The 23226-nt window shown below is 69.9% G+C and carries 23 protein-coding genes; 16 read left to right on the top strand and 7 right to left on the bottom strand.

Features of this window, described 5'->3' with window-relative positions; genetic code table 11:
* Window positions 1-52: 52 nt before the first annotated feature.
* Complete coding sequence (locus ACPYN9_RS09785; RefSeq protein ID WP_424466102.1) at window positions 53-1111, top strand: AsnC family transcriptional regulator; 1059 nt, start codon at window positions 53-55, stop codon at window positions 1109-1111.
* Here the strand turns inward: ACPYN9_RS09785 and ACPYN9_RS09780 are convergent.
* Both ACPYN9_RS09780 and ACPYN9_RS09775 read right to left on the bottom strand, forming a co-directional pair.
* The gene (locus ACPYN9_RS09780) at window positions 1104-1772 is read right to left on the bottom strand and encodes a potassium channel family protein (RefSeq protein WP_068478414.1); all 669 of its coding nucleotides are present in this window, start codon (window positions 1770-1772) and stop codon (window positions 1104-1106) included. The genes ACPYN9_RS09785 and ACPYN9_RS09780 overlap by 8 nt on opposite strands.
* Window positions 1765-3222, bottom strand: a complete 1458-nt coding sequence (locus ACPYN9_RS09775; RefSeq protein WP_424466100.1) for a TrkH family potassium uptake protein — start codon at window positions 3220-3222, stop codon at window positions 1765-1767. The genes ACPYN9_RS09780 and ACPYN9_RS09775 overlap by 8 nt, the downstream gene beginning before the upstream one ends.
* 210 nt (window positions 3223-3432) lie before the next feature.
* On the opposite strand from ACPYN9_RS09775, the gene ACPYN9_RS09770 reads away from it, so the two are divergent.
* The 3 genes from ACPYN9_RS09770 (at window position 3433) to ACPYN9_RS09760 (ending at window position 4257) form a co-directional block, all read left to right on the top strand.
* Complete coding sequence (locus tag ACPYN9_RS09770; RefSeq protein ID WP_424466099.1) at window positions 3433-3645, top strand: helix-turn-helix domain-containing protein; 213 nt, start codon at window positions 3433-3435, stop codon at window positions 3643-3645.
* Between the two features lie 123 nt (window positions 3646-3768).
* Window positions 3769-3867: a 30S ribosomal protein bS22 gene (locus ACPYN9_RS09765; RefSeq protein WP_082775156.1), complete on the top strand. Its 99-nt coding sequence runs from the start codon at window positions 3769-3771 to the stop codon at window positions 3865-3867.
* Between the two features lie 126 nt (window positions 3868-3993).
* Complete coding sequence (locus ACPYN9_RS09760; protein WP_424466096.1) at window positions 3994-4257, top strand: glutaredoxin family protein; 264 nt, start codon at window positions 3994-3996, stop codon at window positions 4255-4257.
* Window positions 4258-4288: 31 nt separating this feature from the next.
* Here ACPYN9_RS09760 and ACPYN9_RS09755 read toward each other — a convergent pair whose 3' ends face one another.
* Genes ACPYN9_RS09755 through ACPYN9_RS09745 form a run of 3 tightly spaced genes read right to left on the bottom strand, consistent with a single transcriptional unit; the run spans window position 4289 to window position 6977 of the window.
* Window positions 4289-5290, bottom strand: coding sequence for an FHA domain-containing protein (locus ACPYN9_RS09755; protein ID WP_424466094.1), 1002 nt, complete (start codon window positions 5288-5290; stop codon window positions 4289-4291).
* Window positions 5290-6468 carry a M23 family metallopeptidase gene (locus ACPYN9_RS09750; RefSeq protein ID WP_424466092.1) on the bottom strand — a complete coding sequence of 393 codons (1179 nt, stop codon included), beginning with the start codon at window positions 6466-6468 and terminating at the stop codon, window positions 5290-5292. The genes ACPYN9_RS09755 and ACPYN9_RS09750 overlap by 1 nt, the downstream gene beginning before the upstream one ends.
* On the bottom strand, window positions 6465-6977 hold the full coding sequence (locus tag ACPYN9_RS09745; RefSeq protein ID WP_424466090.1) for a hypothetical protein: 513 nt from the start codon (window positions 6975-6977) through the stop codon (window positions 6465-6467). The genes ACPYN9_RS09750 and ACPYN9_RS09745 overlap by 4 nt, the downstream gene beginning before the upstream one ends.
* Before the next feature lie 318 nt (window positions 6978-7295).
* On the opposite strand from ACPYN9_RS09745, the gene ACPYN9_RS09740 reads away from it, so the two are divergent.
* The 7 genes from ACPYN9_RS09740 to ACPYN9_RS09710 all read left to right on the top strand — a co-directional run bounded on the left by ACPYN9_RS09740 (window position 7296) and on the right by ACPYN9_RS09710 (window position 15283).
* Window positions 7296-7589 carry a hypothetical protein gene (locus tag ACPYN9_RS09740; RefSeq protein ID WP_424466222.1) on the top strand — a complete coding sequence of 98 codons (294 nt, stop codon included), beginning with the start codon at window positions 7296-7298 and terminating at the stop codon, window positions 7587-7589.
* Window positions 7590-7606: 17 nt separating this feature from the next.
* Window positions 7607-8452: a hypothetical protein gene (locus ACPYN9_RS09735; RefSeq protein WP_424466088.1), complete on the top strand. Its 846-nt coding sequence runs from the start codon at window positions 7607-7609 to the stop codon at window positions 8450-8452.
* A gap of 68 nt (window positions 8453-8520) precedes the next feature.
* Complete coding sequence (locus ACPYN9_RS09730; RefSeq protein ID WP_424466086.1) at window positions 8521-10068, top strand: hypothetical protein; 1548 nt, start codon at window positions 8521-8523, stop codon at window positions 10066-10068.
* A 4-nt stretch (window positions 10069-10072) separates the two neighbouring features.
* On the top strand, window positions 10073-11566 hold the full coding sequence (locus tag ACPYN9_RS09725; protein WP_424466084.1) for an SCO6880 family protein: 1494 nt from the start codon (window positions 10073-10075) through the stop codon (window positions 11564-11566).
* Window positions 11563-13131, top strand: coding sequence for an ATP/GTP-binding protein (locus ACPYN9_RS09720; RefSeq protein WP_424466083.1), 1569 nt, complete (start codon window positions 11563-11565; stop codon window positions 13129-13131). The genes ACPYN9_RS09725 and ACPYN9_RS09720 overlap by 4 nt, the downstream gene beginning before the upstream one ends.
* Window positions 13128-14903: a type IV secretory system conjugative DNA transfer family protein gene (locus ACPYN9_RS09715; RefSeq protein WP_424466082.1), complete on the top strand. Its 1776-nt coding sequence runs from the start codon at window positions 13128-13130 to the stop codon at window positions 14901-14903. Before ACPYN9_RS09720 ends, ACPYN9_RS09715 begins: the two co-directional genes overlap by 4 nt.
* Complete coding sequence (locus ACPYN9_RS09710) at window positions 14900-15283, top strand: DUF4913 domain-containing protein (RefSeq protein WP_424466081.1); 384 nt, start codon at window positions 14900-14902, stop codon at window positions 15281-15283. The genes ACPYN9_RS09715 and ACPYN9_RS09710 overlap by 4 nt, the downstream gene beginning before the upstream one ends.
* A gap of 99 nt (window positions 15284-15382) precedes the next feature.
* On the opposite strand, the gene aspS is transcribed toward ACPYN9_RS09710, so the two are convergent.
* On the bottom strand, window positions 15383-16693 hold the full coding sequence (gene aspS, locus ACPYN9_RS09705; protein WP_424466079.1) for an aspartate--tRNA(Asn) ligase: 1311 nt from the start codon (window positions 16691-16693) through the stop codon (window positions 15383-15385).
* A 117-nt stretch (window positions 16694-16810) separates the two neighbouring features.
* Between aspS and ACPYN9_RS09700 the strand changes: the two genes are divergently transcribed.
* Genes ACPYN9_RS09700 through ccsB form a run of 5 tightly spaced genes read left to right on the top strand, consistent with a single transcriptional unit; the run spans window position 16811 to window position 21863 of the window.
* Complete coding sequence (locus ACPYN9_RS09700; protein WP_424466078.1) at window positions 16811-17458, top strand: histidine phosphatase family protein; 648 nt, start codon at window positions 16811-16813, stop codon at window positions 17456-17458.
* Window positions 17455-18093: a TlpA family protein disulfide reductase gene (locus ACPYN9_RS09695; protein WP_424466076.1), complete on the top strand. Its 639-nt coding sequence runs from the start codon at window positions 17455-17457 to the stop codon at window positions 18091-18093. Before ACPYN9_RS09700 ends, ACPYN9_RS09695 begins: the two co-directional genes overlap by 4 nt.
* Before the next feature lie 35 nt (window positions 18094-18128).
* The gene (locus ACPYN9_RS09690) at window positions 18129-18998 is read left to right on the top strand and encodes a cytochrome c biogenesis CcdA family protein (RefSeq protein WP_424466221.1); all 870 of its coding nucleotides are present in this window, start codon (window positions 18129-18131) and stop codon (window positions 18996-18998) included.
* On the top strand, window positions 18982-20775 hold the full coding sequence (gene resB, locus ACPYN9_RS09685; protein WP_424466074.1) for a cytochrome c biogenesis protein ResB: 1794 nt from the start codon (window positions 18982-18984) through the stop codon (window positions 20773-20775). Before ACPYN9_RS09690 ends, resB begins: the two co-directional genes overlap by 17 nt.
* Window positions 20772-21863 carry a c-type cytochrome biogenesis protein CcsB gene (gene ccsB, locus ACPYN9_RS09680; protein WP_424466072.1) on the top strand — a complete coding sequence of 364 codons (1092 nt, stop codon included), beginning with the start codon at window positions 20772-20774 and terminating at the stop codon, window positions 21861-21863. The genes resB and ccsB overlap by 4 nt, the downstream gene beginning before the upstream one ends.
* A gap of 45 nt (window positions 21864-21908) precedes the next feature.
* Here ccsB and ACPYN9_RS09675 read toward each other — a convergent pair whose 3' ends face one another.
* The gene (locus tag ACPYN9_RS09675; protein ID WP_424466070.1) at window positions 21909-22907 is read right to left on the bottom strand and encodes an o-succinylbenzoate synthase; all 999 of its coding nucleotides are present in this window, start codon (window positions 22905-22907) and stop codon (window positions 21909-21911) included.
* Between the last annotated feature and the right edge of the window lie 319 nt (window positions 22908-23226).

Here is a 23226-nt window from a genome sequence, read left to right as displayed (position 1 = left end):
GGGTGTGTTTCGGTGGCGACATCGGGCCAGGAATTGGGACAGGATGTTCGATATGGACCTCAATGCCCGAAATCCGCTGCCCGCGTTGTCCGAATCGGACCTCGCGCTGATCGACGTCATGCAGGAGGACCCGCGGGCGCCCTGGGCGCAGATCGGGCAGGCCATCGGAGTCAGCGCGCCGACCGCGCGCCGACGATGGGGACGACTGCTCGACGGCGACGCCGCATGGGTGACCACGCACGCCGGCTGGAACTCCGGCGTCGTCACCGCCATTGTCGCCGTCCAGTGCCGACCTGGCACGGTCGAGAATGTCATCGAGGCCTTCGTCAGACACCCGCGGGTCGTCACGATCGCCGAGATCACCGGCGACCACGACCTCATGCTCACCGTGCTTGTCCCTGACGTGCACGAGCTTCGACGGTTCCTGCGCGTCGGCCTCACCTCGCACGCCGACGTCGTGCGCCTGCGCACCATGCTCGTGACCCGCATGTTCCTGGACGGGTCGCACTGGCGGTCGGGCTTCGGGGTCGCATCCCGGCACGTCCAGTCACGGGAGGGCAGCACCTCGCCGGCAGCGCCGCTGACGCCCGCCCTGGCGACGGCGATCAGCATCCTCGAACGCAACGGTCGTGCGCCGAGCAGCGAACTCGCCGAGGCGCTCGGTGTCTCGGAAGCGTACGCTCGGCGCTTCGTGCGGCGTGCCGTGCGCTCCGGGCAGATCGTGCAGCGAATCGACGTGCAGCTCGAGCAGCCCCGCTGGCCGTACTCGCTGGTGCTCTGGATGGTCGTGCCGGCTGGCCGCCTGTACGCCGCAGCGGCTCGCATCAGCGGGCGGCAGTCGGTCCGTGCCTGCGCCGCGCTCGCGGGAGGAAGCGCGAACCTCTACGCCATCGTCTGGCTGAGCTCGCTCGCCGAGGCGCCAGAGGTGGAGATGCAGATCGTGCAGGACTCGGACGTTCGGGTCGTCGAGCGCAGCATCATGTTGCACTACAGCAAGCGCATGGGGCACGTCTTCGACGCCGAGCAGCGCCGGACCGGTCATGTCCCGTGGGTCGACGGCATGGCATCCGCGAACCCGGCTGGCGACCCGCCAGCGACGACGACTACGTGAGGGCGGCGAAGCGCTCCACGTCGGAGGCCGAGCCGGACACGATGACGAGGTCGTGGTTGGAAACCACGGTGTCGGCCATCGCGTAGGTGAACGGCTTGCCCGGGCTCTTCACACCCACGACGGTCACGCGGTACTTCGTGCGCACGCCGGACTCCATGAGCGGCACCCCACGGATCGCCTTCGGCGGGTAGAGCTTCACGAGCACGAAGTCGTCGTCGAACTGGATGAAGTCGAGCATGCGCCCCGAGAGCAGGTGCGCGATGCGCTCGCCGGCCTCGCGCTCCGGGTAGATGACGTGATGCGCGCCGATGCGGCCGAGGATCTTGCCGTGCGTCGCCGACATCGCCTTGGCCCAGATCTGCGGCACCTTGAGGTCGGAGAGGTTCGCCGTGACCAGCACGCTCGACTCGAGCGAGGTGCCGACTGCGACGACCGCGACCGCGAACTCGTGGGCCCCGATCTGTCGCAGCGCCTCGATGTTGCGCGCATCCGCCTGCACGGCGTGCGTCACCCGCTCCGCCCACTTCTGCACGAGGCCCTCGTCGGTGTCTACCGCGAGCACCTCGCGGCCCTGCCGCTGCAGCTGACCTGCCGTCGCGGCGCCAAACCGGCCGAGGCCGATGACGAGCACTGGGGCATTGTGTGGAATCGGCTCACCCAACGATGATCCTTTCTTCAGGCAGCCTGAAGAGCTGCTTGTGCTCGCTGGAAGCGAGGGCTGCGGCCATGGTGACTGTGCCGACGCGGCCGAGCCACATGGTGATGGAGAGAATGTACGCGCCCTGCTCCGGTAAGTCACCGGTGAGCCCAGTCGAGAGCCCGCAGGTCGCGAACGCGCTGATCGCCTCAAAGAGCGCCTCGTCGAAGGGCACCGAGGCGAAGTGCATGAGCGAGATGGAGGAGACGGCCACGATCGTCGCGCCCCACAGCGTGACGCTGACGGCGAGGCGGAGCACGTCGTTCGGGATGCGCCTGCCGAACGCCTGGATGTCGTTGACGCCCTTGGCCTCGGCGAACGCGGCGAGGAACAGGATGGCGAGGGTCGTGACCTTGATGCCGCCCGCCGTCGACGCGCTACCGCCGCCCACGAACATCAGCATCTGCATGGCGAGCATCGTCGCCGGGTCGGCGTCGGCGAGGTCGATCGTCGAGAACCCGCCCGAGCGGGTCATCGCCGACATGAAGCCTGCCGTCACCGGGCGGAACCACGGGTTCTGCGCACCAATCGTCTCGGGGTTGTCGCCCTCGAGGAAGTAGATCGCGGCCGCGCCGAGCACGAAGAGGAGCACGGTGGTCGAGAGCGTCATCTTGACGTGCACGGAGATGCGCTGCCTCGTCTTCACCCAGCGTGTGAGCGCGAAGATGACGGGGAAGCCGAGGCTGCCGAGGAACACGGCCGTGGCGAGGCACGTGAGCATCCACGCATCCGTCGCGAACGGCTCGATGCCAGAACTCGTTGGCATAAACCCGGTGTTGGTGAACGCCGACGTCGCCCAGAAGAAGCCGTCGAGGATCGCATCCCAGAGCGGCTCCCCGGCGATCAGCAGGCGCGGAATGATGAGGAGCGCGATGAACGTCTCGATGATGACGAGCGAGATCGCGACGGTCGTGAGGATGCCGCCGATATCGCCGAGCTTCACGGCCTGCGACTCGGAGACGGGGCCCGCGTGCGTGCGCAGTGCGTTGCTGTCGCTCGCCGCGACCAGCTTCTGCCGCAGGCCGAGGCGGCGCGTCACGATCGCACCCATGATGCTCGCGAGGGTCAGCACGCCGATGGCGCCGACCTGCATGCCGAGGAACACCATGAAGTGGCCGAAGCCCGACCAGTGCGTCGCCATGTCGACCACTGAGAGGCCCGTCACGCAGATGGTCGAGACCGCCGTGAAGAGCGCTTCATGGAACGGGGTGACCGTGCCATCCGCCGACGAGATCGGCAGCATGTAGATCGTCGTCCACAGCAGGATGATGCTCGTGAAGATGATCACGGCGAAGCGAGAGGGCGTGTGGTGGGCGAAGTCGTCGATTTTCCGACCGATCGCTGCGACGATGCGCCGCAGCAACCCGTCCGTGTCCACCGGCGCGGGGATGCTCGAGGCCCGCGGAGTGCGCATCCCATCCCCAATTCACAGCACAGTCGTTGACGCCTCGCGTGCGCGAGGCGTCGGTCATGCTACTCCTCGCCGGTGGAATCGCGAATACATGGCACAGGATGATTCGCTCTGCACCTTGTTTCTGCGGTACTCCGGGCCATAAGGTATTCAACTGACACTCACTTCACTTCCGTCACGCGCGGACCATCCGTCACCTTGGAGCTGCAACACATGACAAACGACCTGTCTGATGTGCGGTTTCTCACCGTTGCCGAGGTGGCAGAACTCATGCGGGTCTCGAAGATGACGGTGTACCGACTTGTGCACTCCGGTGAACTTCCCGCGGTGCGCTTTGGCCGCTCGTTCCGGGTGCCGGAGTCGGCGGTCTCCGAAGCCATCAAGCAGTCCGGCCGCGGAGACGAGCTCGGCCAGCACAGCGCCTGAGTCCTGCAGCGCCCTGAATTCCGTTGGACTCAGGGTTACCGGCAGGTGACGTGTAAGCTGGCGCGAGCGATGCCGCAGCCCACCGCTGCGCGCACCTCGTACTTGTAGATAAAGGATGTTCCTATGGGTTCAGTAGTCAAGAAGCGCCGCAAGCGCATGGCGAAGAAGAAGCACCGCAAGCTGCTTCGCAAGACTCGCCACCAGCGTCGCAACAAGAAGTAGTCGCGACGACGCAGAGCGCCGGGCCCTCGGGCCGGGCGTTTTCTGCGTTAAGTCGCCTTGTGGCTGCGACCGGGGTGCGATGTGCGGGCGCCCTCGAGGAGGCCCCTGGTCTGCGAGACTCGAGGTATGACGGATGCACGAGTTCCGACGCTCACGTTCCTCGGCAAGCCGGGGTGCCACTTGTGCGAGGACGCGGAGCCGGTTGTCCGCGAGATCGCGGCCCGCTACGGAGCTGAGCTGTCGGTGCTGAATATCCTCGACGACGAGGGCCTGCAGCGGCAGTACGGTGAGCTCATTCCCGTCGTGCTCATCGACGGGGTGCAGCACTCGCAGTGGTTCGTCGAGGCCGAGCGACTGGATGCGGCGGTCGCGGCGGCGAGTCACCGCTGACGGGAGGCTGTTGGCGTGCCGTGTGTGCGCGCTAGGCCTGGGTCGTGGTGCTGACGCGGCAGACCAGGTCTCCGAGGCGAAGCTCGGCTCCCTCTGGCACGCGGTAGACGACGCCCGGCGAGAACGTCGAGGTGCGTGCACCGTTGAGGTGTGTGCCGTGCGTGGAGTGGTAGTCGGTGTCGAGGATGCGCCCGGCGCGGTCGAGGTCGACGAGCGCGTGTGTGCGTGAGACCGTGTCGACGTGGCCGTCGACGCGGACCGGAATGCGTCCGTCGACTGGCGAGGGATTGCGCCCGAGCGCCGCGCTGCCGGCGAGCACCGCAGGGGGTTCCTCCTCGAACTCGATCACCAGGGCTCGGGTTGCCTGCGGACGCCCCGCCGCGTGCCGGTGCGATCGTCGTGCGCGCTCGCGCTCGCGCTCGGGCTCGGGCTCGCGCTCGGGCTCACGCTCGCGTGCCGGCACGCCCGGCTCGGCGTCGCGACGGAGTGCCCGCCGTCCGGTCCGTGGCCGAACTGTGGGGATCTTGTCCTCCCCTCCGGCGCGTGCGGGGTGACGGCGGATGCGCGATCTGCCATCAGTGCCTCGACCGCTGGGCGTCTGGGGCCCTCGGCTGAGGGGCTCCGCTGCGCCGCAGCCGTGGCAGTGCGCGTCAGCTGCCCCTGCGGGGCCGGAGCAGTGCAGGCAGGTGCCGACGACCGGCGTTCGGCCGCGTCCCTCCGCTGCGTCGAGCTCCGGCACTCCGTCGGCGTCGATCGTCTGCACGGTGCCCGTCGGGGAGACGGCTAGCCGCTGCGTCCGCCCGTCCTCGTGTAGCTCGAGTCGGACCGCGCGCGCGACTTGTTGGGCCAGGCGTGTGCAGCGCGCGACGATGGCTGCTCGCGCCGCTTCGAGGTCGTCGGCGGAGATGGTCTCGGGGACCGAGTTCCAGGACACCTCTCCGCGTCCGTCGGGCCCGAGGGTCGCGGAGATGCGAGGCCAGGTGGGAACCGCCGCGCCCGGTTCGAGTTGGCCGCGGGCCCGCCGCCTCGCCATCAGAAGGTCACCCCGCGCGCGCTGAGGAACGGGACCGGGTCGACGCGACTGCCGTCGACGACCACCTCGAAGTGCAGGTGGCAGCCGGTCGACTGCCCGCTCGTGCCGGTGATGGCGATCTGCTGACCGGCGGCGACGACAGCCCCGACTTCGACCAGGTAGCCGTCGGCCTCCATGTGCAGGTACTTCGTGACGAGGCCAGCACCGTGGTCGATGCGGATCGTTCCGTTGCCCGCGCTGTCCGGCGCCGCCTCGACGACCGTTCCGGCCTGCGCGGCCCAGATCTGCCCTCCGCAGCCTCCCGCCGCGAGGTCGATGCCGTTGTGCATTCGCCACTCGAGGGCGGTCGGGTGGAACCTGTTGCCGAAGGCGTCGGTGAGCCCGCCCTCGCCGGGTGGCGCCCATCCGCTCGGACTCACCGCTGTCGCGCTGACGGCGGCGCCTGCCGGCGCGCTTCCAGAGCCGCAGGCGGCGCTCCCTCGCGCGACCTGTTCCGTTGCTGCCGCGGCGGGGCTGCCCGAAAGGCCCGTCCGTGTGCCGAGAACAGTCTCACTGACGGCCACCGCCGCCTCCCAGTACTTCTCGTAGTGGTTTGGGTCTGCGTTCCCCTGCACTCGATGCGCGGCCTCCGACGGCGTGAGCGCGGAGCGCTCTGCCACCTCGAGGAGCGCGGCGAAGAAATTGCTCGCGCTGGTGTGCGGGTCCATGCGGTCGGCGTAGCTCCCCCACGCCCCGTTGCCCCGCTGCTGGAAGAGGCCGCGCGAATCCGGCCCCGGCGCGTCGCCGTGGTCGAGCACGTGGAGCGTCGACTCTCCGATTGCCGTCATCACTCCGATGACCTGATCGCGGGTATCCAGGCCCAGCCCGATGCCGGCCGCGAGGATGTGCGCGGCGTTGGTGAGCTGCACGCCGGCGAACTCGACGGGCTCGCCGTCGATCACGGTGCTGGCAGTCAGTGACGCCGCGGCCGCGGGGTCGAGCGGCGGCGCGGCGGCAGCGGCGTGCGACGCGTCCCCGTCCTGCGGCAGGGGCATCGAGATACCCGATGTCGCGCACACCATGGCGCTCACGAGAGAGCTGCCGGTCATGACGGCCGCCACGAGACCGCCGAGAAGCAGCCCCGGGGCGAGCAGGACGGCGAGCGCGAGGCCCCACCAGGCTGAGTTCCGTGCGCTCACGAGCCACCGTCCTCCGCAATCGAGATGCTGCTGACGAGCCAGGGCCCGGACGCCTCGCGCACGAGGAGGAGCTGGAATGCGCCACCACCCGCGGGGGCCTCGGCGTGGGCGAGGTACCCGCTCGAGTCTCGCTGCAGCACGATCGGCCCGGAGGCCGTCGCCATCGGAATCGCCGCGGGGTCGACCGAACCCAGCGACGTGAGCGCGGCAGCGGTCAGGTGCGGCCGGAGCCCTTCGAGCCAGCGTCGCTGCGGGAGGTCGGAGCGGGCGTAGGCGGCGAGGGTCGCGGATGCGACGGCGATGGCCTCGGCGTCCGACGCCGGGCCGTGCGTCGGCGAGGGCTGGGCTGCCTCCGCCTCGAGATGCTCCTCGGCCGACAGGTGGGCGAGGGGCGTCGATCTCGCGGCCAGGTCCAGGTCGCTGCCGGGCCCTCGTTCCGGTGAGGGCGCGCATCCGCAGAGCGTCGCGGCAAGCATGGCGAGCGCGACGACAGTCATCTCACGGCGCACTTGGCACCTCCTCCCTGCCACGGTTCCGTCGCGGCGAGCAACAATCTAGGTCGATCGCCGCGCCCCGAACGTGGGCTGTGGATAACTCCGAGTGGCCCGCTCGGTCGTGCGTAGAGTCCTCTCCCAGAGCCGGGCCGGTGCGACCGGCGAGACCCGATCTGAGGTCTCGACGCACCGGCTCTCGCACCGCGGGGCGGTGCGTCGCGAGCCGACTCGAGCGCTCGCGTCCCTCCCCGGTGGAGGCCCGACTCCGCCGCGCGCGGAACCACCCTTCGGCGCGCTTGCGCACGCCATCATCTCGACAGGAGCCCATTGACCATGACAACCGGCGCATTGACCGAACTGCTGCTCGACGCCTCCGCGCGCCTCAGCGCACTGCCCGACCCCGACCCGGTGCAACCTCCAGGCACGGAGGGCCTCACGACCCTCCTCGGCTGGGTGAAATGGGTCGGGCTCGCCGTGTGCGTCCTCGGGCTCATCGCGGCAGGAACCATGATGGCGATCCAGTCGCGACGTGGCGAAGGCGGTGAACACGCGGGGAAGATCGGTATGGCGCTCGGCGGAGTCATCATCATCTCCGCGGCCACAAGTCTCGTCGGCTTCTTCGTCTGAGCGGGTCGGCGAACACCATGCACGCTCGGCAAGGCCGCCGCGCTGCGCCTCGGCACGAGGCCAGCGTCGTCTCCGCGAGATCACCGCTGCAGCGCCCGGGATTCACCACGGCGTCCGTCGGCGTCTCGCTTCTGATCCTGGCGGGACTCGTCGTTTCGATCCTCGCCGCCTCGGACGGGGCGGCCGATCACGCCGCGCTCGCAGCCGCATCCACCCCCGACTCGACCACGAGCCCCGCTGGCGGCCCCGAGGAGCTCGAAGACGGCCGCGGCGACGGAAGTGACGGCGTCGACGTCGCGACGCCGAGCAGCTGCGGCCTGCCAGACCCGAACCCGGAGCAGGCCGCGGCCACCGGCGACGCGTCGACCTGGCGGCTGGCGATCGCCCCGGAGACCAGCTGGCGCGACGTCGACGTGAACCTCGCCCCGACCCTGCCGCACGCGGGCCCCGCGGCCACGCACGACAGCGGCTTCGCCTACTGCTACCAGCGATCGCCGGAAGGTGCGCTCTCGGCCGCCGCGAATCTCCTCGTGCAGTCGAACACGCCGGGCCTTCGCGGCCCGGTCCTCGAGTACGCACTCGCGCCCGGATCGCACCGGGACGCGCTCCTGGCCGAGTCGGCGGCGACGGGCGACGTCGTCCGCATGCAGATCGTCGGCTACCGGATGCTCGCGTTCGACGGCACTACGGCGCGGGTCGACGTCGCGCAACGAGTAACCGTCGACGGCGCCAGCACCTTCATCGCGGCCGTCGTTGAGCTCGAATGGGTCGACGGCGACTGGCGCATCCCGACACACGAACCGCGTCCGGTGCGCATGCAAGCCCTCAGCGACGTCGGCGGCTACGTGAGATGGAGCGCCTGATGGGCGACTGCGGAATCGGGGACTTTGAGTGCTTCTCGAAGGAGGTGGCCTCGTCAATGTGGACTCGGATGCGAGACGCGCTGCAGAACGACGTCAACGAGTGGGTCGCCGAGCAGCTGTCGACGCTTGGCACGATGTGGGTCGACGTGCCGACCCCGGACCTCGGCACGACGGGGGCCCCGGCCGGCTCCCCGCTCTCCGCCCCCACGGACGTCGTGGAGACGCAGCTCTCGACCGTCCTGGGGTACGTCAGCTGGATCTCCGGCACGGTCGCGGTCATCGGGCTCGTGTTCCTCGCCGTCATGGTTGGCCTGCGGATCCGGTCCGGCGACGGCATCCCGTTCCACGGCAGGTTCTTCGCGGTGCTCGCCGGTGGGGTGCTGATCGCCGGAGCCTCCTCGGTGGTCTCTGCGCTCATCCCGACCGCACCGGCCGCGTCGACCAACACCGCGACCTTCCTCCAGGCGTCGACGTGGTGGCTTGCCGGGGCGTGCGCCATCGTGTCGGTCATGATCGGCGGCGCTCGCATGGCCTGGGAGCAGCGAGCGCGGCCGGGGCAGGAGCTCGTGAAGAGCCTGCTCACGCTGGTCGTGGTCTCGAGTGCCGGGCTCACGATCGAGTGGCTGCTCGTCAGGGCTGGCGACTCCTTCGCCTCCTGGATCATCGACGAGTCGCTCGAGTGCGACCTCGACGGCGCACCCAACTGCTTCAAGGACAACGTCGGCGTCATGCTCGGGATGTCGCCGGCAGGGCTGGTGGGTGCCGCGGCCGGCAGCTCGGGCGGTGCGGCGACCTCCGGCATCGCGAACGGGATCTTCATCGGTGCCATCGTCGGCCTCGTCTCGGTGGTGCAAGTGCTGCTCATGATCGTGCGCGGGGGGATGCTCGTCATCCTCGCCGGCATCCTGCCGCTGGCCGCGTCTGCGACGAACACCGAGCTCGGCCGCGGCTGGTTCCAGCGGTGCGTGGCCTGGCTGACCGCGTTTGTGCTCTACAAGCCCGCAGCCGCGATCGTCTACGCCGCCGGTTTCCGCATGAGCGGGGAAGCGCCGAACCCTGGCGGCACTGCCGTGCTGACCACCTACACCGGGCTGGTGATCCTGGCCCTGGCGATCGTCGCGCTCCCCGCGCTCATGCGGTTCGTCACGCCAATGGTTGGGGCGCTCGCATCGAGCGGCGGGGGAGCGTCGATCGCGACGTCGGTCGCCGATCGTGTGCCGGACGGCGCGCGCCCACGCCAGAGCCCCGGGCCTCAGGGGAGCACGGGCTCGCCGGGTAACGCGAGGAGCCCAGGACGTCCGCCAGGCGGCTCGGCCGCACGTCCGCCAGCCGCGCCACCTCCAGGCGCAAGCGGGCGCCCCGGAACCTCCGGCGCGTCATCCGCGGCTTCGTCCGGCGCCGCCGCTTCCAGGTCGGCGGCCACCTCCGGGTCGGCGGCCACCTCCGGGGCAGGGGCCGCCGCGGCCGCGGGTGCTGGCAAGGCCGTCGGCGGGCCCTACGTCGCGGCGGCGGTCGCCGCGGTCCAGCCCCTCAAGAAGGCGATCCACTACGGCACGGACTCCGCGATCGCAGTCGCGGAGCGCACGACAGGAGAGGACCCGACCGGTGGTCGATAGCTCGATGACACGACAGGTGCGCACGTACGGAAACTGGCGGAAACCGACCTCGGCCGGGCTGCTCGGCCTCGGCTCGATCGGCACGGCGCTCCTGCTGGGCGGGCTGGTGGTGGTCGTCGTTGCCGTCATGCTCTCCGGTATCGTCGCGGCCCTCATCGTCGCGGCGGTGCTCGGCGTCGCGCTGCTCCTGCTGGTGGTGCGGGATGCGCACGGCAAGAATGCGCTGGCGCGCATCGGTGCACGTTCCGGCTGGGCGCTGTCACGGGCGCGGGGCGAGGCGAGCTACCGCTCCGGGCCCATCGGCCGGGTCCCCTGGGCGACCTTTCAGCTCCCTGGCATCGCAGCGCCGACAAGACTCAGCGAGCACGTCGATTCGCACGGACGCCCGTTCGCGCTGCTCCTCACACCAGCGGTGGGCAGTTGCACCGTCGTGCTCGGCGCAGAACCCGACGGCGCCGCGCTCGTGGACCAGGAGCAGATCGACGCCTGGGTGGCGGAATGGGGGCACTGGCTGTCGAGCCTCGGCGACGAGCAGGGCATCGAGGCCGCATCGGTCACCATCGAGACGGCCCCAGACTCCGGAACCCGGCTCAAGCGCGAGGTCGCCATGAACCTCGACGCGAACGCACCCGCCTTCGCGCGGGCCGTGCTCGAGGAGACCGTCGCCGCCTACCCGGAGGGCTCATCCACGGTGAAGGCGTTCGTCGCACTCACGTTCCAGAGCGCACTCCGGACCGGGGGCAGGCGCCGCGGTCCCGACGAGCTCGCCCGCGAACTCGGAGCCCGCCTGCCCGGCATCACCGCGGGCCTCCAGGCGACGGGTGCCGGGGCCGCGCAGCCGCTCACGGCGCAGGAGGTCTGCGAAGTGGTGCGGGTCGCGTTCGACCCCGCCGTGGCTGCGCTCATCGACGAGGCCCACGCCGCGGGTGAGACTCCCGAGCTCGCGTGGACCGATGTGGGCCCCGCCGCCGCCCGCGCCAGCTGGGACGGGTACCGACACGATTCCGCCTACTCGACGACCTGGGCCATGACGGTCGCGCCCCGGGGCAGCGTGCAATCGAGCGTGCTCGCGCGGCTGCTCGCGCCGCACCGCGACATCGCCCGCAAGCGGGTGACGCTGCTCTACCGGCCGATCGACGCCGCACGCGCGGCGGCGCTCGTCGAAGCTGACCTCAGCGCGGCGCAGTTCCGGCAGACGTCGACCTCCAAGCCGGCCGCACGAGACACACTCGCGGTGCGCGCCGCCGCGGCGACCGCCAGCGAGGAGGCCTCCGGGGCTGGCCTCATCAACTTCGGGGCGCTCGTCACGGCTACCGTGCTCGACGCGGAGCACGAGCTCGACGCGCGGGCGGCGATCGACAACCTCGCCGCGACGGCCCGCCTCCGACTGCGTCCCGTCTACGGATCCCAGGACTCGGCCTTCGCCGCGGCGCTGCCGCTCGGCCTGGTCCTCAGCAAGCACCTTCGAGTGCCGAGTGAACTGCGAGAGAAGCTATGAGCGCACCAAACGGGCGGCGGCCGCGGACTTCGGGCAAGGGGCATGTGCGACCGCCGGAACGCCCCGGGATGCGCGGCTGGGGCGGCGCCGGACGAGGCGCATCCACGTACCTTCAGGCACCGGACGAGTGGCGCGGCACGACCGTCCAGGTCTGCGGACTGTGGCCATTCGCCGTCGGGACCGGGACGCCCATGATCGGGGTGCCGCTCGGCAGACACACGCAGACCGGCGCGACCCTCTGCTGCGACCCAATCTCGTGGTTCCAGCGGGCGAAGCTCATCAGCAACCCATCGGTGTTCGTGCTCGGCAAGCCGGGCCTCGGCAAGTCCTCGCTCGTGCGCCGCATGGCGACCGGGCTCGCCGGCTACGGCGTCATGCCGCTGGTCCTCGGCGACCTCAAGCCCGACCACGTCGACATGATCGGCGCCCTCGGCGGCCAGGTCATCTCGCTCGGGCGAGGTCGGGGCTACCTCAACGTGCTCGACCCCGGCGAAGCCACGGAGGCCGCTCAGACGCTCAGGGCGCACGGCTTCCACGCCGAGGCGGGTCAGGTGCTCGCCGACGCGCACGGCCGCCGGCACACGATGGTGTCCGCGCTCCTCACTATCACGCGTCTTCAACCACCGAGTGACCGAGAGGAGACCATCATCGACCGAGCCCTCAAATGGCTCGATGAGCACTACGACGGCGTGCCCGTGCTCGGCGACCTCCTCGAAGTCGTGCGGGCAGGTCCACCTGAGGTGCGCGCGGTCGCCCTCGACCGGGGCGACGACAGCAGGTACAAGGCCATCACGGAAGACCTCGAGGCGTCGCTCATCGGGCTCGTCGGGGGTGGCCGGCTCGGCGAGACGTTCTCGAGGCACACCACGAACCCCATGCGGCGCGACGCGCCCGTCGTCTACGACGTCTCCTCAATCGACGACTCCGACGTCGACCTGCAGGCTGCCGCGCTCCTCGCCTGCTGGTCCGCAGGCTTCGGCACCGTCAACGTCGCGAACGTGCTCGCGGATGCGGGGCTCGAGCCGCGCAGGCACTACTTCGTCATCCTCGACGAACTCTGGCGAGCACTGCGGGCAGGCAAGGGCATGGTCGACCGCGTCGACGCCCTCACCCGCCTCAACCGGCAGCGCGGCGTCGGGATGGCCATGATCTCGCACACCATGAGCGACCTGCTCGCGCTGCCGACCGAGGCCGAGCGGATGAAGGCCAAGGGGTTCGTTGAACGCGCCGGCATGGTGATCTGCGGCGGACTGCCAGGCGCGGAGATGCCGCGACTCACTTCTGCCGTGCCGCTCTCGCTGGCCGAGCAGGAGCTCCTCATCGGCTGGCAGGACCCGCCAGCGTGGGACCCGGTCAGCGGCCGGGAGGCCGAACCGCCCGGCCGGGGCAAGTTCCTCGTGAAGGTCGGCGGACGGCCCGGGATTCCGGTCGACGTGCAGCTGACAAGCGCCGAAGCGAGCATCAACGACACCAACCGGCTTTGGCACGAGGCGCCGCACGTCGGCGTCGAACCGAACGCCCCAGCCGCCGATGCTCCGGCAGTGCCGACGCGGAGGCGACCGTGAACGCAGGCAGGAAGCGGGGTCCGGGAGGGCTCTCCACCGAGGCGGTCCTCCTCTGGGTCGCGCTCTCGGTCTCCGCCGTTAGCGTTGGTGGCGTCAACCTCAGCGTGCGAGGCGCCGCGGCGATCGACGACACAGGAGCAACGCTGCCGGACAACCCCTTCGCGCTGTTCTTCGCGGTCCTCCGGGGCCGCATCCAATGGAACGAAACCGCGACCGCGCTCGCCGCTGCCCTCGGCGTCGGCCTCGTGCTCGCCGGGCTCGCGGCCGCGCTGATCCTGCGTCGACGGAGGACCGGGGGTCGGAGGCTCGACCGAGCAGCGCCACTGCTCGGCCGAGGGGAGGAGATCGCAGCCATCAGCGCCAGAGGCGCCCGCGCGAGCAGCAGACGACTCGGGGTCGACGGGCCGATCGGTGTGCGGCTCGGCGAGACCATCCCCGGCGGTGCACCCGTCTTCGGCGGATGGGAGGACATGCAGGTCAACATCAGCGGCCCCCGCACGGGCAAGTCGACCGCGTTCGCCATCCCCGCCATCGTCGAAGCGCCAGGGGCGGTCGTCGTCACGTCGAACAAGCGGGACGTCGTCGACGCGACCCGGGGCCTACGCGCCGAGTCGGGCCAGGTCTGGGTGTTCGACCCGCAGGGCGTGGCCGGTGAAGCCGCCAACTGGTGGTGGGACCCGCTCAGCTACGTCACCGACGAAGTGCAGGCAGGCAAACTCGCCGACCACTTCGCCAGCGGCTCGAGGGAGCCGGGAGCGAGGGGCGACGCCTTCTTCGATCCGGCGGCCAAAGACCTCCTCGCGGCGCTCCTCCTCGCCGGTGCGCTCGCGCGCAAGCCCATCATCGAGGTGTACCGATGGGTGACAAGACCCGGCGACGACGAAGCCGTCGGCATCCTCCACGACGCCGGCTACCGGCTCATCGCCGACCAGCTCGAAGGGGTCATCGGCGCGCCCGACCGGCAACGGGGCGGCATCTACGGCACCGCCCAGCAGATGGCCTCCTGCCTCACGAGCAGCTCCCTCGCCCCGTGGATCACGTCGGACCCCCGCGACCCGGGACGGCGACGCTTCGACCCCCACGAGTTCGTCCGCGGCGCTGACACCCTCTACTCCCTGTCACGAGAAGGCCAGGGGACCGCCGGTCCGCTCGTCACCGCGCTGACCGTCGCCGTCGCCGAGGCAGCAGAGGAGTTCGCGGCCGCGTCACCCGCGGGCAGGCTCGCCCGCCCACTCCTCGGAGTGCTCGACGAGGCAGCCAACGTGTGCCGCTGGCGCAACCTGCCCGACCTCTACAGCCACTACGGTTCCAGAGGCATCGTGCTCATCACCATCCTGCAGTCCTGGTCTCAGGGCGTCGACGTGTGGGGCGAGAGCGGCATGCGGAAGCTCTGGTCGGCCGCCAACATCAAGGTCTACGGAGGCGGCGTGAGCGAGGCCGCCTTCCTCGACGAGCTGTCGAAGCTCGTCGGAGACCACGACCGTGTGCTCTCCTCCCTGAGCTACGGGCGAGGCCACCGCAGCGTCTCGAAGCAGCTGCACCGGGAACGCATCCTCGACGTCGCCGACCTCGCAGGCCTGCCACGCGGGCGCGCGCTCGTGCTCGCCTCCGGCAGTCGCCCGACGCTGATCAAGACGAGGTCGTGGATGCACGGCCCGCACGCGACGCGCATCCGCGCCTCCGTCGCGAAGTACGGCCCGGGCCGCGACACCGCACCGGAAGGCGCGCATCCCGGCCACGTCACGACCACGGCCCCGAGGAGAGCGCAATGAACGGCGGGGGAGCGACACCGGCCGGGGGCGCCTCGCGCGCGCGGCAGTACGCCTGCCTCGACGATTTCGTGCGCCAATTCCTCGCCCGCTCGTGCGCGCGGCGAGTGGACGGGCGCACACGCGTCTGGTCAGCGCGCTGGTGGGATTCGCCGGAAGCCGTGCTGCGCCTCGGCGGACTGTGGGAGGCGTGGGAGGAGCTGAGCGAGGCACCTGGCGGTGCGTCGCTCTGGTTCCGCGACCACGCCGACTACCACCTGGCAGTCCTGTTCAGCCCCGACGGCCCCTTCGAGTCGAGCCCCGACGTGCGCGACAGCACCAACCGCCGCGGCGACGACCTGCCATGCGCGCCGCCGCCGCCCGGCCACGAGGTCACGAGGTGACGGCATCACGCCTGCCCGTTGCACCACGCAGCAGAGCCGCCCACGAGTGATCGTGGGCGACTCTGAGGAATTGTCGGCCGCGCTCAGGCGGCCGTCGCCTTACGGCTGCAGGCGGTTCGGGCCGCGGAACAGGTAGGTGACCTCGCGCAGGGTGGTCTGGTGCAGCATGAGCATCAGAATGCGCGCGAAGCCCATACCGAAGCCACCGTGGGGCGGGGCGCCGTAGCGGAAGAAGTCGAGGTAGAAGCCGAGCTCGTCGACCTCCATGCCCTTCTGCTTCGCCTGCTCCTCGAGCACGTCGACGCGGTGCTCGCGCTGCGCGCCCGTCGAGATCTCGACGCCGTTCCAGATGAGGTCGTAGCTCTTCGTGAGCGACTCGTCGCCCTCGTGGCGCATGTGGTAGAACGGCCGGATCGACGCCGGGTAGTCCGTGAGGAACACGAACTCGTGGCCGAACGTCTCCTGCACGTGCGCCGCGATCTGGCGCTCGCCCTCGGGGTCGAGGTCGAGGTCGTTGCGCTCCAGCTTGTGGCCGCGTGCCTCCACGATCTCGCGCGCCTCGAGCAGCGGGATGCGCGGGAACGGCAGGGAAGGCACGACGATGTCGACGTCGAAGAGCGCCTTGATCTCCTCGCCGTGCGCATCCTTCACCGCCTGCAGGCCGGCGACCATGAGCTGCTCCTGCATCTGCATGACGTCCTCGTGCGACTCGACCCAGCTCACCTCGGCGTCGATGCCCGTGAACTCGGTCGCGTGACGCGACGTGAACGACGGGTCGGCGCGGAAGACGGGTCCGATCTCGAAGATCTTGCCGAGGCCGGAGCTCATCGCCATCTGCTTGAAGAACTGCGGGCTCTGCGCCAGGTAGGCGCTCGTCTCGAAGTAGTCGACCTTGAACAGCTCGGCCTTCGACTCGGAGGCCGATGCCATGAGCTTCGGCGTGAACAGCTCGACGAAGCCGTTCTCGACCCAATACGTGCGGAACGCGTGCGCGAACGTCGTCTGGATGCGGAAGATGAGGGCGTTGCGTGGAATGCGCAGGTCAAGGAAGCGCCAGTCGAGGCGCTTGTCGATCGAGGTGTCCTCGGCGATGGGCGTCTCGGGCAGCGCGGCGGTCTCGACGACGATCTCGTCGACCTTGACCTCGAGCCCGCCGAGCTTCACGCGCTCGTCGGCCTTCTTCTGGCCGCGAACCGAGATGAAGCTGCCCTGGGCGAGGGCGGAGATCGTGTCGGAGATCGCCTCGCGGCCCTCGGCGCGCGGGTTCACGAGCTGGACGGCGCCGCTCTCGTCGCGCAGCACGACGAACTGCACCTTCTTCTGGTCTCGAACCGTATCGACCCACCCCTGCACAAGCACGGGGCCGTCTTCGAGCGTGGAAAGGGCGGAGATAAGGGCGCGATCAGTCACCGGTCAAGGGTACCCGAGGCGCAGGCGCGTGCGAGCGTGCAGACAACAAGGCACGAGCGCGGCGACGGATGCGCATCCTGAGCCTCGATGTCGGTGGCGGTTCGTAGACTGGAGCGCATGGCGGCACAGCGAATCCACCTCGTCCGCCACGGCGAGGTCGAAAACCCGAACGGGCTCCTCTACGGGCGACTCCCAGGCTTCGGCCTCTCCGAGCTCGGGGCCCGCATGGCGCGCGTCACCGCGGAAGACCTGCACGCTCGAGCCGTTCCCGCCACGCGCCTCGTGGTCTCGCCGCTCCAGCGCACGCGTGAGTCCGCGGCTCCCATCGCCGAGCTGTTCGGTCTCGACCCGGTCATCGACGAGCGCGTCATCGAGCCGACCAACGCCTTCGAGGGCCGGCGCATGACCGGCAAGTACGGCGCACTGCGCCGCCCTGGATCATGGCCGAAGCTCGTCAACCCGCTGCGTCCCAGCTGGGGCGAGGCCTACAAGTCGATCGTCGCCCGCATGCGCGAAGCGGTGCTCGATGCCTCCGAGCTCGCCGACGGCGGCGATGTTATCGTGGTCTCTCACCAGCTGCCGATCTGGATGGTGCACCGCGCGCTCTCGAAGGAACCGCTCGCGCACAACCCGAAGCACCGGCGGTGCTCGCTCTCGAGCATCACAACGCTGGAGTACCACCCCGCAACCGGCTTCGTTGAAGCCGACTACCGTGAGCCGGCGGCCCACGAGCTCGACGCCGCCACTGATGAGGGAGCCGTGTGACCAGCCGCTCAGAGAGCGTGAAGATGTCGCGCTTCCCCCGACCCCTTCGTGTGGCCCTCGCATCGGCGGGTGTTGCGACGATGCTGCTGCTGTCGGCGTGCTCGAGCGAGGAGCCCTTCGCTGAGGACTACGCCGCGAGTGGCGATCAGGGCTACGTCGCGGGCGACGGCAGCTACGAGCTCTTCGCTCCGGGAGAGCGTCAGGCGCCCATCGAGTTCGGCGGCGTCACCGAGTTTGGCGACGAGCTCTCGAGCGACGACCTCGCCGGCTCCGTCACGGTCGTGAACTTCTGGTACGCCTCGTGCCCGCCGTGCCGCCTCGAGGCCCCAGACCTGCAGGCGCTCTGGGAGGAGCACCAAGACGACGGCGTCGAGTTCGTCGGCGTCAACATCTACGACCAGGCCGCCACAGCCAAAACTTTCGCCGAGACGCAGGGCATTACCTACCCGTCGATTCTCGACGTCAACGACGCCAGCGTGCGCCTCGCCTTCGCCGACAATGTGCCGCCGCAGGCCATCCCCTCGACGCTGGTGCTCGACGCGGAGGGCCGCGTCGCTTCCGTCATCCGAGGCCCCATCGACCCGTCAATCCTCGGGTCAATGATCACTGACACCCTCGCAGAGAGCAGCAATTGACCTCTGCACTGCTCGCTGCCTCAGCCCTCACCGCAATCGCCCCCGGCAACGCCGTCGGCGAGACCATCGTGAGCGGGCAGCTGCTCGTCGCCATCCCCCTCGCCCTGCTCGCGGGCCTCATCTCGTTCGCCTCGCCCTGCGTGCTGCCGGTCGTGCCCGGCTACCTCGGGCTCGTCGGGGCCGTGGCGCAGGATGCGCCGACGAAGACGCCAGCCCGGGTTTCCGCAGGTGCCTCCCCGCAAGAGGCGGGCGCGGTCTCCGCGTCCGCGTCCGCGTCCGCGGCCTCGAACGCAGACGCAAAGCCAGGTTTCCTCGCCCGCCTCACGACCGGGCGCGGCCGAGTCGCCTTCGGAGCGACGCTCTTCGTGCTGGGCTTCACGATCGTCTACGTCTTGTCAGGGGCCGCCTCGGGCATGCTCGGGTTCTGGCTCATGGAGTACCAGGGCATCATCATGCGGGTGCTCGGCGTCATCGTCATGGTCATGGGCGTTGTCTTCATTGGGCAGGTGTCATTCCTCCAGCGCACGGCACGCATGCGGTTCGCGCCGTCCGGCCTGCTGGGGGCGCCGCTGCTCGGCATCGTCTTCGGGGTCGGCTGGGTGCCATGCCTCGGCCCCACGCTCATCGCGATCAACTCGCTCAGCTACCAGTTCGCTTCGCCGGGCCGCGGCGCGCTCCTCGCGTTCTTCTACTGCATCGGCCTCGGCCTGCCCTTCATCCTCGTCGCGCTCGGCATCGGCAGGGTGACGACGGGCATCAACTGGGTGCGGAAGCACATCCGCACGATCAACCTCGTCGGCGGGGGCCTCCTCATCCTCATCGGGTTCCTGATGCTCATCGGCGTCTGGCAGCACTTCATGTCCGCATTCGCGGCGACGATCGGCGGATATGTCCCGGCCCTCTGACCACTTCGACGCCGGCAAGGACGGCTTCGAGGCGCGCGACCGCGACTCGAAGAAGACCGCGGCCGGCGGTGCCCGCGCGAGCATGCCGAACAAGTCGGCGGGCGCCAAGAAGCCCGGGCGCGCCTCCGCGCTTATCGCTTGGCTGCGCACCGCGTGGCGGCAGCTCACGAGCATGCGCACGGCGCTCCTGCTCCTCCTGCTCCTCGCGATCGCGGCCGTGCCGGGTTCGCTTGTGCCGCAGCGCTCGAGCGACCCGAACGGCGTCCTCGTCTACCAAGACCAGTACCCCGACATCGCGCCGTTCCTCGACGACATCGGCATGTTCGACGTCTACAGCTCGCCGTGGTTCACGGCCATCTACCTGCTGCTGTTCGTCTCGCTCATCGGCTGCATCATCCCGCGCATCAAGCACCACTGGGACGCGCTGCGCTCGAAGCCGCCGAAGACGCCGGCACGACTCTCGCGCCTCGACGCCTACTCCACGCAGGTGCTCGACCCCGCGCTCGACCCCAAGCGGGGCGCCGTCATCGACGAGGCCGCCAAGGTCCTGCGCGACAAGAGATACCGCACCGTCATCTTCGACGACGGCAAGCGCGGCGTCTCCGTCTCCGCCGAGCGCGGCTACATGCGTGAGACCGGCAACCTCGTCTTCCACTCGGCGATGGTCGGCATCATCGTCGCCGTCGGAATCGGCGGAGGCTTCACCTGGTCGGGCCAGCGTGTGCTCGTCGAAGGCCAGACCTTCGTGAACGGGCTCGTCAGCTACTCCTCCTTCAACCCGGGCCGCTTCTTCACGCCCGAGGTGCTCGCGCCCTTCTCCATGCGCCTCGACTCCTTCGACATCACGTACGAGGAGGAGAACCCGAACGCCATCGGACAGGCAACCGACTACGCGGCGAACGTCACCGTCAACACTCCGGGCGGCGAGCCCGAGTCGAAGACGGTGCGCGTCAACGACCCACTCCGCTTCGCTGGCACCGACAGCTACCTCCTCGGCAACGGGTACGCCCCCGAAATCACCGTGCGCGACCCAGAAGGCAACGCCGTCTTCTCCGACTTCGTGCCGTTCCTCCCGCAAGACGCCTTCCTGACCTCCATGGGCGTCGTGAAGGTGCCGGATGGGCTCGACGAGCAGATCGGCATGCTCGGCTTCTTCTACCCGTCTGCCGTCGAACTCGAATCGGGCGCGCTCACCTCCAACCACCCGGACCTGCGCGACCCGATGCTGACACTCAACGTGTACTCGGGAGACCTCGGCCTCGACGAGGGCGTGCCCAGGTCGGTCTACACGCTCGACACCGACAGCCTCACGCCGATCGCGGCGCGCGACCTCGACGTGAAGCCCATCGAGCTGCGTCCGGGCGAAACCGCGGAGCTGCCGAACGGGCTCGGCACGATCGAGCTCGGCGAAGTCCCCCGCTACGCGTCGTTCGACGTGCACGAAGACCCGACGCAGATTCCGGTGCTCATTTTTGCGGTGCTCATCATCGCCGGCCTCTTCACGTCGCTGCTCGTGCCGAGGCGTCGCCTCTGGGTGAAGGCCACCACACGCTCCGACGGCACCGTGCTCATCGAGTACGCAGGCCTGGCCCGCGGCGACGACCCGCAGCTGGCCGCCGCCGTCAACGACCTCCTCGACGTGCACACCAGAAAAATCGTAGGCTTAGCCGAAGCTGCGTCGCCTGCCCGCGACGCACGAGGCACCCAAGGCCCTGACGGCGACGCCGGAACCCGCGGCGCGTCGCTCGCCTCTTCTCCCACTCAGGAAGCTCCATGATCGAAACGCTGTCCAGCTGGTCGAACCTGCTCCTCTACGTCGCCATGGCCGTGTATTCGATCGCGTTCATCGCGTTCTCCATGGACCTGGCAGGCCGCAGCGCGAGGGCGGCCGAGCGCTCCGAGCGGCAGTCCGCCGTCGGAGCGACCGCGGCGCGACGCAGCACGCTCGTCGGGGCGGGCGCCACGGCGGGGGCGAGCGCCTACGACGCCGACGCCCGCGACCGGGAAATGTCCGAGCCGGCGAGCTACACCAGCGACGACCCAGCGAGCGCCGTCTCGCTCGCCGCCACCCGCACCGAGTCGGGTGACGCCTGGCGCGACACCCGAGCGACCCCCTCGCTGCGCATCGCGATGTGGCTCACCGTTGCAGCGTTCCTCGTGCACCTCGCCGCCACCGTCCTCCGCGGCATCGCCGCCGACCGCGTGCCGTGGTCGAACATGTTCGAGTACTCGATGACCTCGACGCTGCTCATCGTGCTCGTCTTCCTCCTCGCCCGCTTCTGGGCCGACGTGCGCTTCCTCGGCACCTTCATCACCGGCTTCACCGTCATCACGCTCGGCATCGCCACGCTCGGCTTCTACGTCGACGTCGTGCCCCTCGCGCCCGCGCTGCAGTCGGTATGGCTGGTCATCCACGTCTTCGTCGCCTCGCTCGCGACCGGCTGCCTGGCGATCGGTGCAGGCCTCAGCATCGCCCAGCTCCTGCAGACCCGCCGCGTTGCCCGCGTCCGCGCCGGGCTTCCGTCGCGCCTCAAGCTGCTCTCGGCGCTCCCAGACGCGGTACGCCTCGAGAACCTCGCCTACCGCATCAACATCGTGGGGTTCATCCTGTGGACCTTCACCCTCATGGCCGGCGCGATCTGGGCCGAGCGCGCGTGGGGACGCTACTGGGGCTGGGACACCAAGGAGGTGTGGACCTTCATCATCTGGGTGGTCTACGCCGGCTACATCCACGCCCGCGCAACCCGTGGCTGGCGTGGCACCCCCTCGGCCTGGCTCGCCATCGCCGGCTTTGCGACCGTCATGTTCAACTTCGGCATCGTCAACGTCTTCTTCAAGGGCCTGCACGCCTACTCGGGCCTGTAGGCCCCCGCGGCCGCAGCGACAGTTGCGCGGCGGCGCAGCGTGGTGTCAGTCAAGCTCCGCCAGCAGTGCGTGGCAGCGGCGTATGCGCTCGCGCCACCAGTCCTGACGCCCCGGGGCTGCGGCTAGGCGCCGCAGCGCCTCCTCGTCGACCGTGACGGGGGAGAGCGGGATGCGCCCGGCGCGCGGGCGGAGCGGTTCGGTCACGACGTCCTCCGCGAGCAGGGACGCGGTGCCGAGCCCCGCGTCGTGGCGGGGTTCGGGGAGCGCGGCGGCGAGCTGCGCGCCCATCGCGATTCCCACCGAGGAGTCGAGGGCGCTCGAGACGGTCGCGGGCAGCCCGGCGGACTCGACAATGGCGGCCGCGCGGCGAACGCCGCCGAGGGGCTGCATCTTCACGACCACCACATCGGCTGCGCCGAGGCGAGCCACCTCGAGGGGGTCCTGGGCCTTTCGGATCGACTCATCGGCCGCGATCGGCACCGAGATGCCGTCCTCGAGCAGTCGCGCACGCAGTTCCACGAGCTCCGCCGTGGTCGCGCACGGCTGCTCGGCGTACTCGAGCTCTGAGCCGGCGAGCGCGCGGAGCGCGTCGACCGCCTCGCTCACCGACCACCCGCCGTTCGCGTCGACCCGCAGGCGAGCATCCGCGCCGAGGCGCTGGCGAACTCCCGCCACTCGCGCGACGTCGTCGGCCAGCGTCTGCCCCCGCTCAGCGACCTTGATCTTCGCGGTTCGGCAGCCGTCGAAGCGGGCGAGCACGCCGTCGAGCGCCGCGACATCGACGGCCGGCACCGTCGCGTTCACCCAGATCTCACCTTCCGCGCGCCGGGGGAGGGTCGCGTCGAAGCCGAACTCGATCGCGGCGCGCAGCCAGTTCGCCGCCTCCACGTCCTCGTACTCGAGGAAGGGCGAGAACTCGCTCCACGCGACCGACCCCCGGATGATCGCCACCTCGCGAGCATCCACCCCGCGGAATCGTGTGACGAGCGGGAGCGTCACCACGTGCGTGCGGGCGAGGAGGTCGTCGATCTCGGGCAGCTGCATCGGCCCATTGTCTCGCGTGCTGCCTGGCCCCGCACCCACTCGCGCCCCGCCTGCCGCCTCGCACCGTCTCGCACCGCCTCGCACCGTCTCGCACCGTCTCGCACCGTCTCGCACCGACAGGTTCTGCGTTTCGGGATGGCTTTCTCACTTCGGGATGGCTTGCAACCCATCCCGAAGTGAGAAACCCATCCCGAGACGAGAGCGGGAGTTCCGAGGGGGAGTTCCGAGATGCGGCGCGGGTCCTGAGGCGAGGTGCGAGTCCCGAGACGGCGAACCGATTTCGGGAGCGCATCTCGAGCTGGATGCGATCAGCGCGGAG

This window comes from Pseudoclavibacter helvolus (genome assembly GCF_049707175.1).
In the GTDB taxonomy this organism is placed as follows: domain Bacteria; phylum Actinomycetota; class Actinomycetes; order Actinomycetales; family Microbacteriaceae; genus Pseudoclavibacter; species Pseudoclavibacter helvolus_A.
The sequence above is the reverse complement of the archived record's forward strand: the minus strand, read 5'-3'. Positions and strand labels throughout refer to the sequence as shown.

Excerpts from the sequence above, each read along its gene's own strand:
- ACPYN9_RS09740 (WP_424466222.1), top strand. The coding sequence starts at position 7,296 with ATGACAACCGGCGCATTGACCGAACTGCTGCTCGACGCCTCCGCGCGC.
- ccsB (WP_424466072.1), top strand. The coding sequence starts at position 20,772 with ATGATCGAAACGCTGTCCAGCTGGTCGAACCTGCTCCTCTACGTCGCC.
- ACPYN9_RS09785 (WP_424466102.1), top strand. The coding sequence starts at position 53 with ATGGACCTCAATGCCCGAAATCCGCTGCCCGCGTTGTCCGAATCGGAC.
- ACPYN9_RS09770 (WP_424466099.1), top strand. The coding sequence starts at position 3,433 with ATGACAAACGACCTGTCTGATGTGCGGTTTCTCACCGTTGCCGAGGTG.
- ACPYN9_RS09720 (WP_424466083.1), top strand. The coding sequence starts at position 11,563 with ATGAGCGCACCAAACGGGCGGCGGCCGCGGACTTCGGGCAAGGGGCAT.
- ACPYN9_RS09735 (WP_424466088.1), top strand. The coding sequence starts at position 7,607 with ATGCACGCTCGGCAAGGCCGCCGCGCTGCGCCTCGGCACGAGGCCAGC.
- resB (WP_424466074.1), top strand. The coding sequence starts at position 18,982 with ATGTCCCGGCCCTCTGACCACTTCGACGCCGGCAAGGACGGCTTCGAG.
- ACPYN9_RS09760 (WP_424466096.1), top strand. The coding sequence starts at position 3,994 with ATGACGGATGCACGAGTTCCGACGCTCACGTTCCTCGGCAAGCCGGGG.
- ACPYN9_RS09675 (WP_424466070.1), bottom strand. The coding sequence starts at position 22,907 with ATGCAGCTGCCCGAGATCGACGACCTCCTCGCCCGCACGCACGTGGTG.
- ACPYN9_RS09755 (WP_424466094.1), bottom strand. The coding sequence starts at position 5,290 with ATGGCGAGGCGGCGGGCCCGCGGCCAACTCGAACCGGGCGCGGCGGTT.
- ACPYN9_RS09730 (WP_424466086.1), top strand. The coding sequence starts at position 8,521 with ATGCGAGACGCGCTGCAGAACGACGTCAACGAGTGGGTCGCCGAGCAG.
- ACPYN9_RS09710 (WP_424466081.1), top strand. The coding sequence starts at position 14,900 with ATGAACGGCGGGGGAGCGACACCGGCCGGGGGCGCCTCGCGCGCGCGG.
- ACPYN9_RS09765 (WP_082775156.1), top strand. The coding sequence starts at position 3,769 with ATGGGTTCAGTAGTCAAGAAGCGCCGCAAGCGCATGGCGAAGAAGAAG.
- ACPYN9_RS09725 (WP_424466084.1), top strand. The coding sequence starts at position 10,073 with ATGACACGACAGGTGCGCACGTACGGAAACTGGCGGAAACCGACCTCG.
- ACPYN9_RS09700 (WP_424466078.1), top strand. The coding sequence starts at position 16,811 with ATGGCGGCACAGCGAATCCACCTCGTCCGCCACGGCGAGGTCGAAAAC.
- ACPYN9_RS09775 (WP_424466100.1), bottom strand. The coding sequence starts at position 3,222 with ATGCGCACTCCGCGGGCCTCGAGCATCCCCGCGCCGGTGGACACGGAC.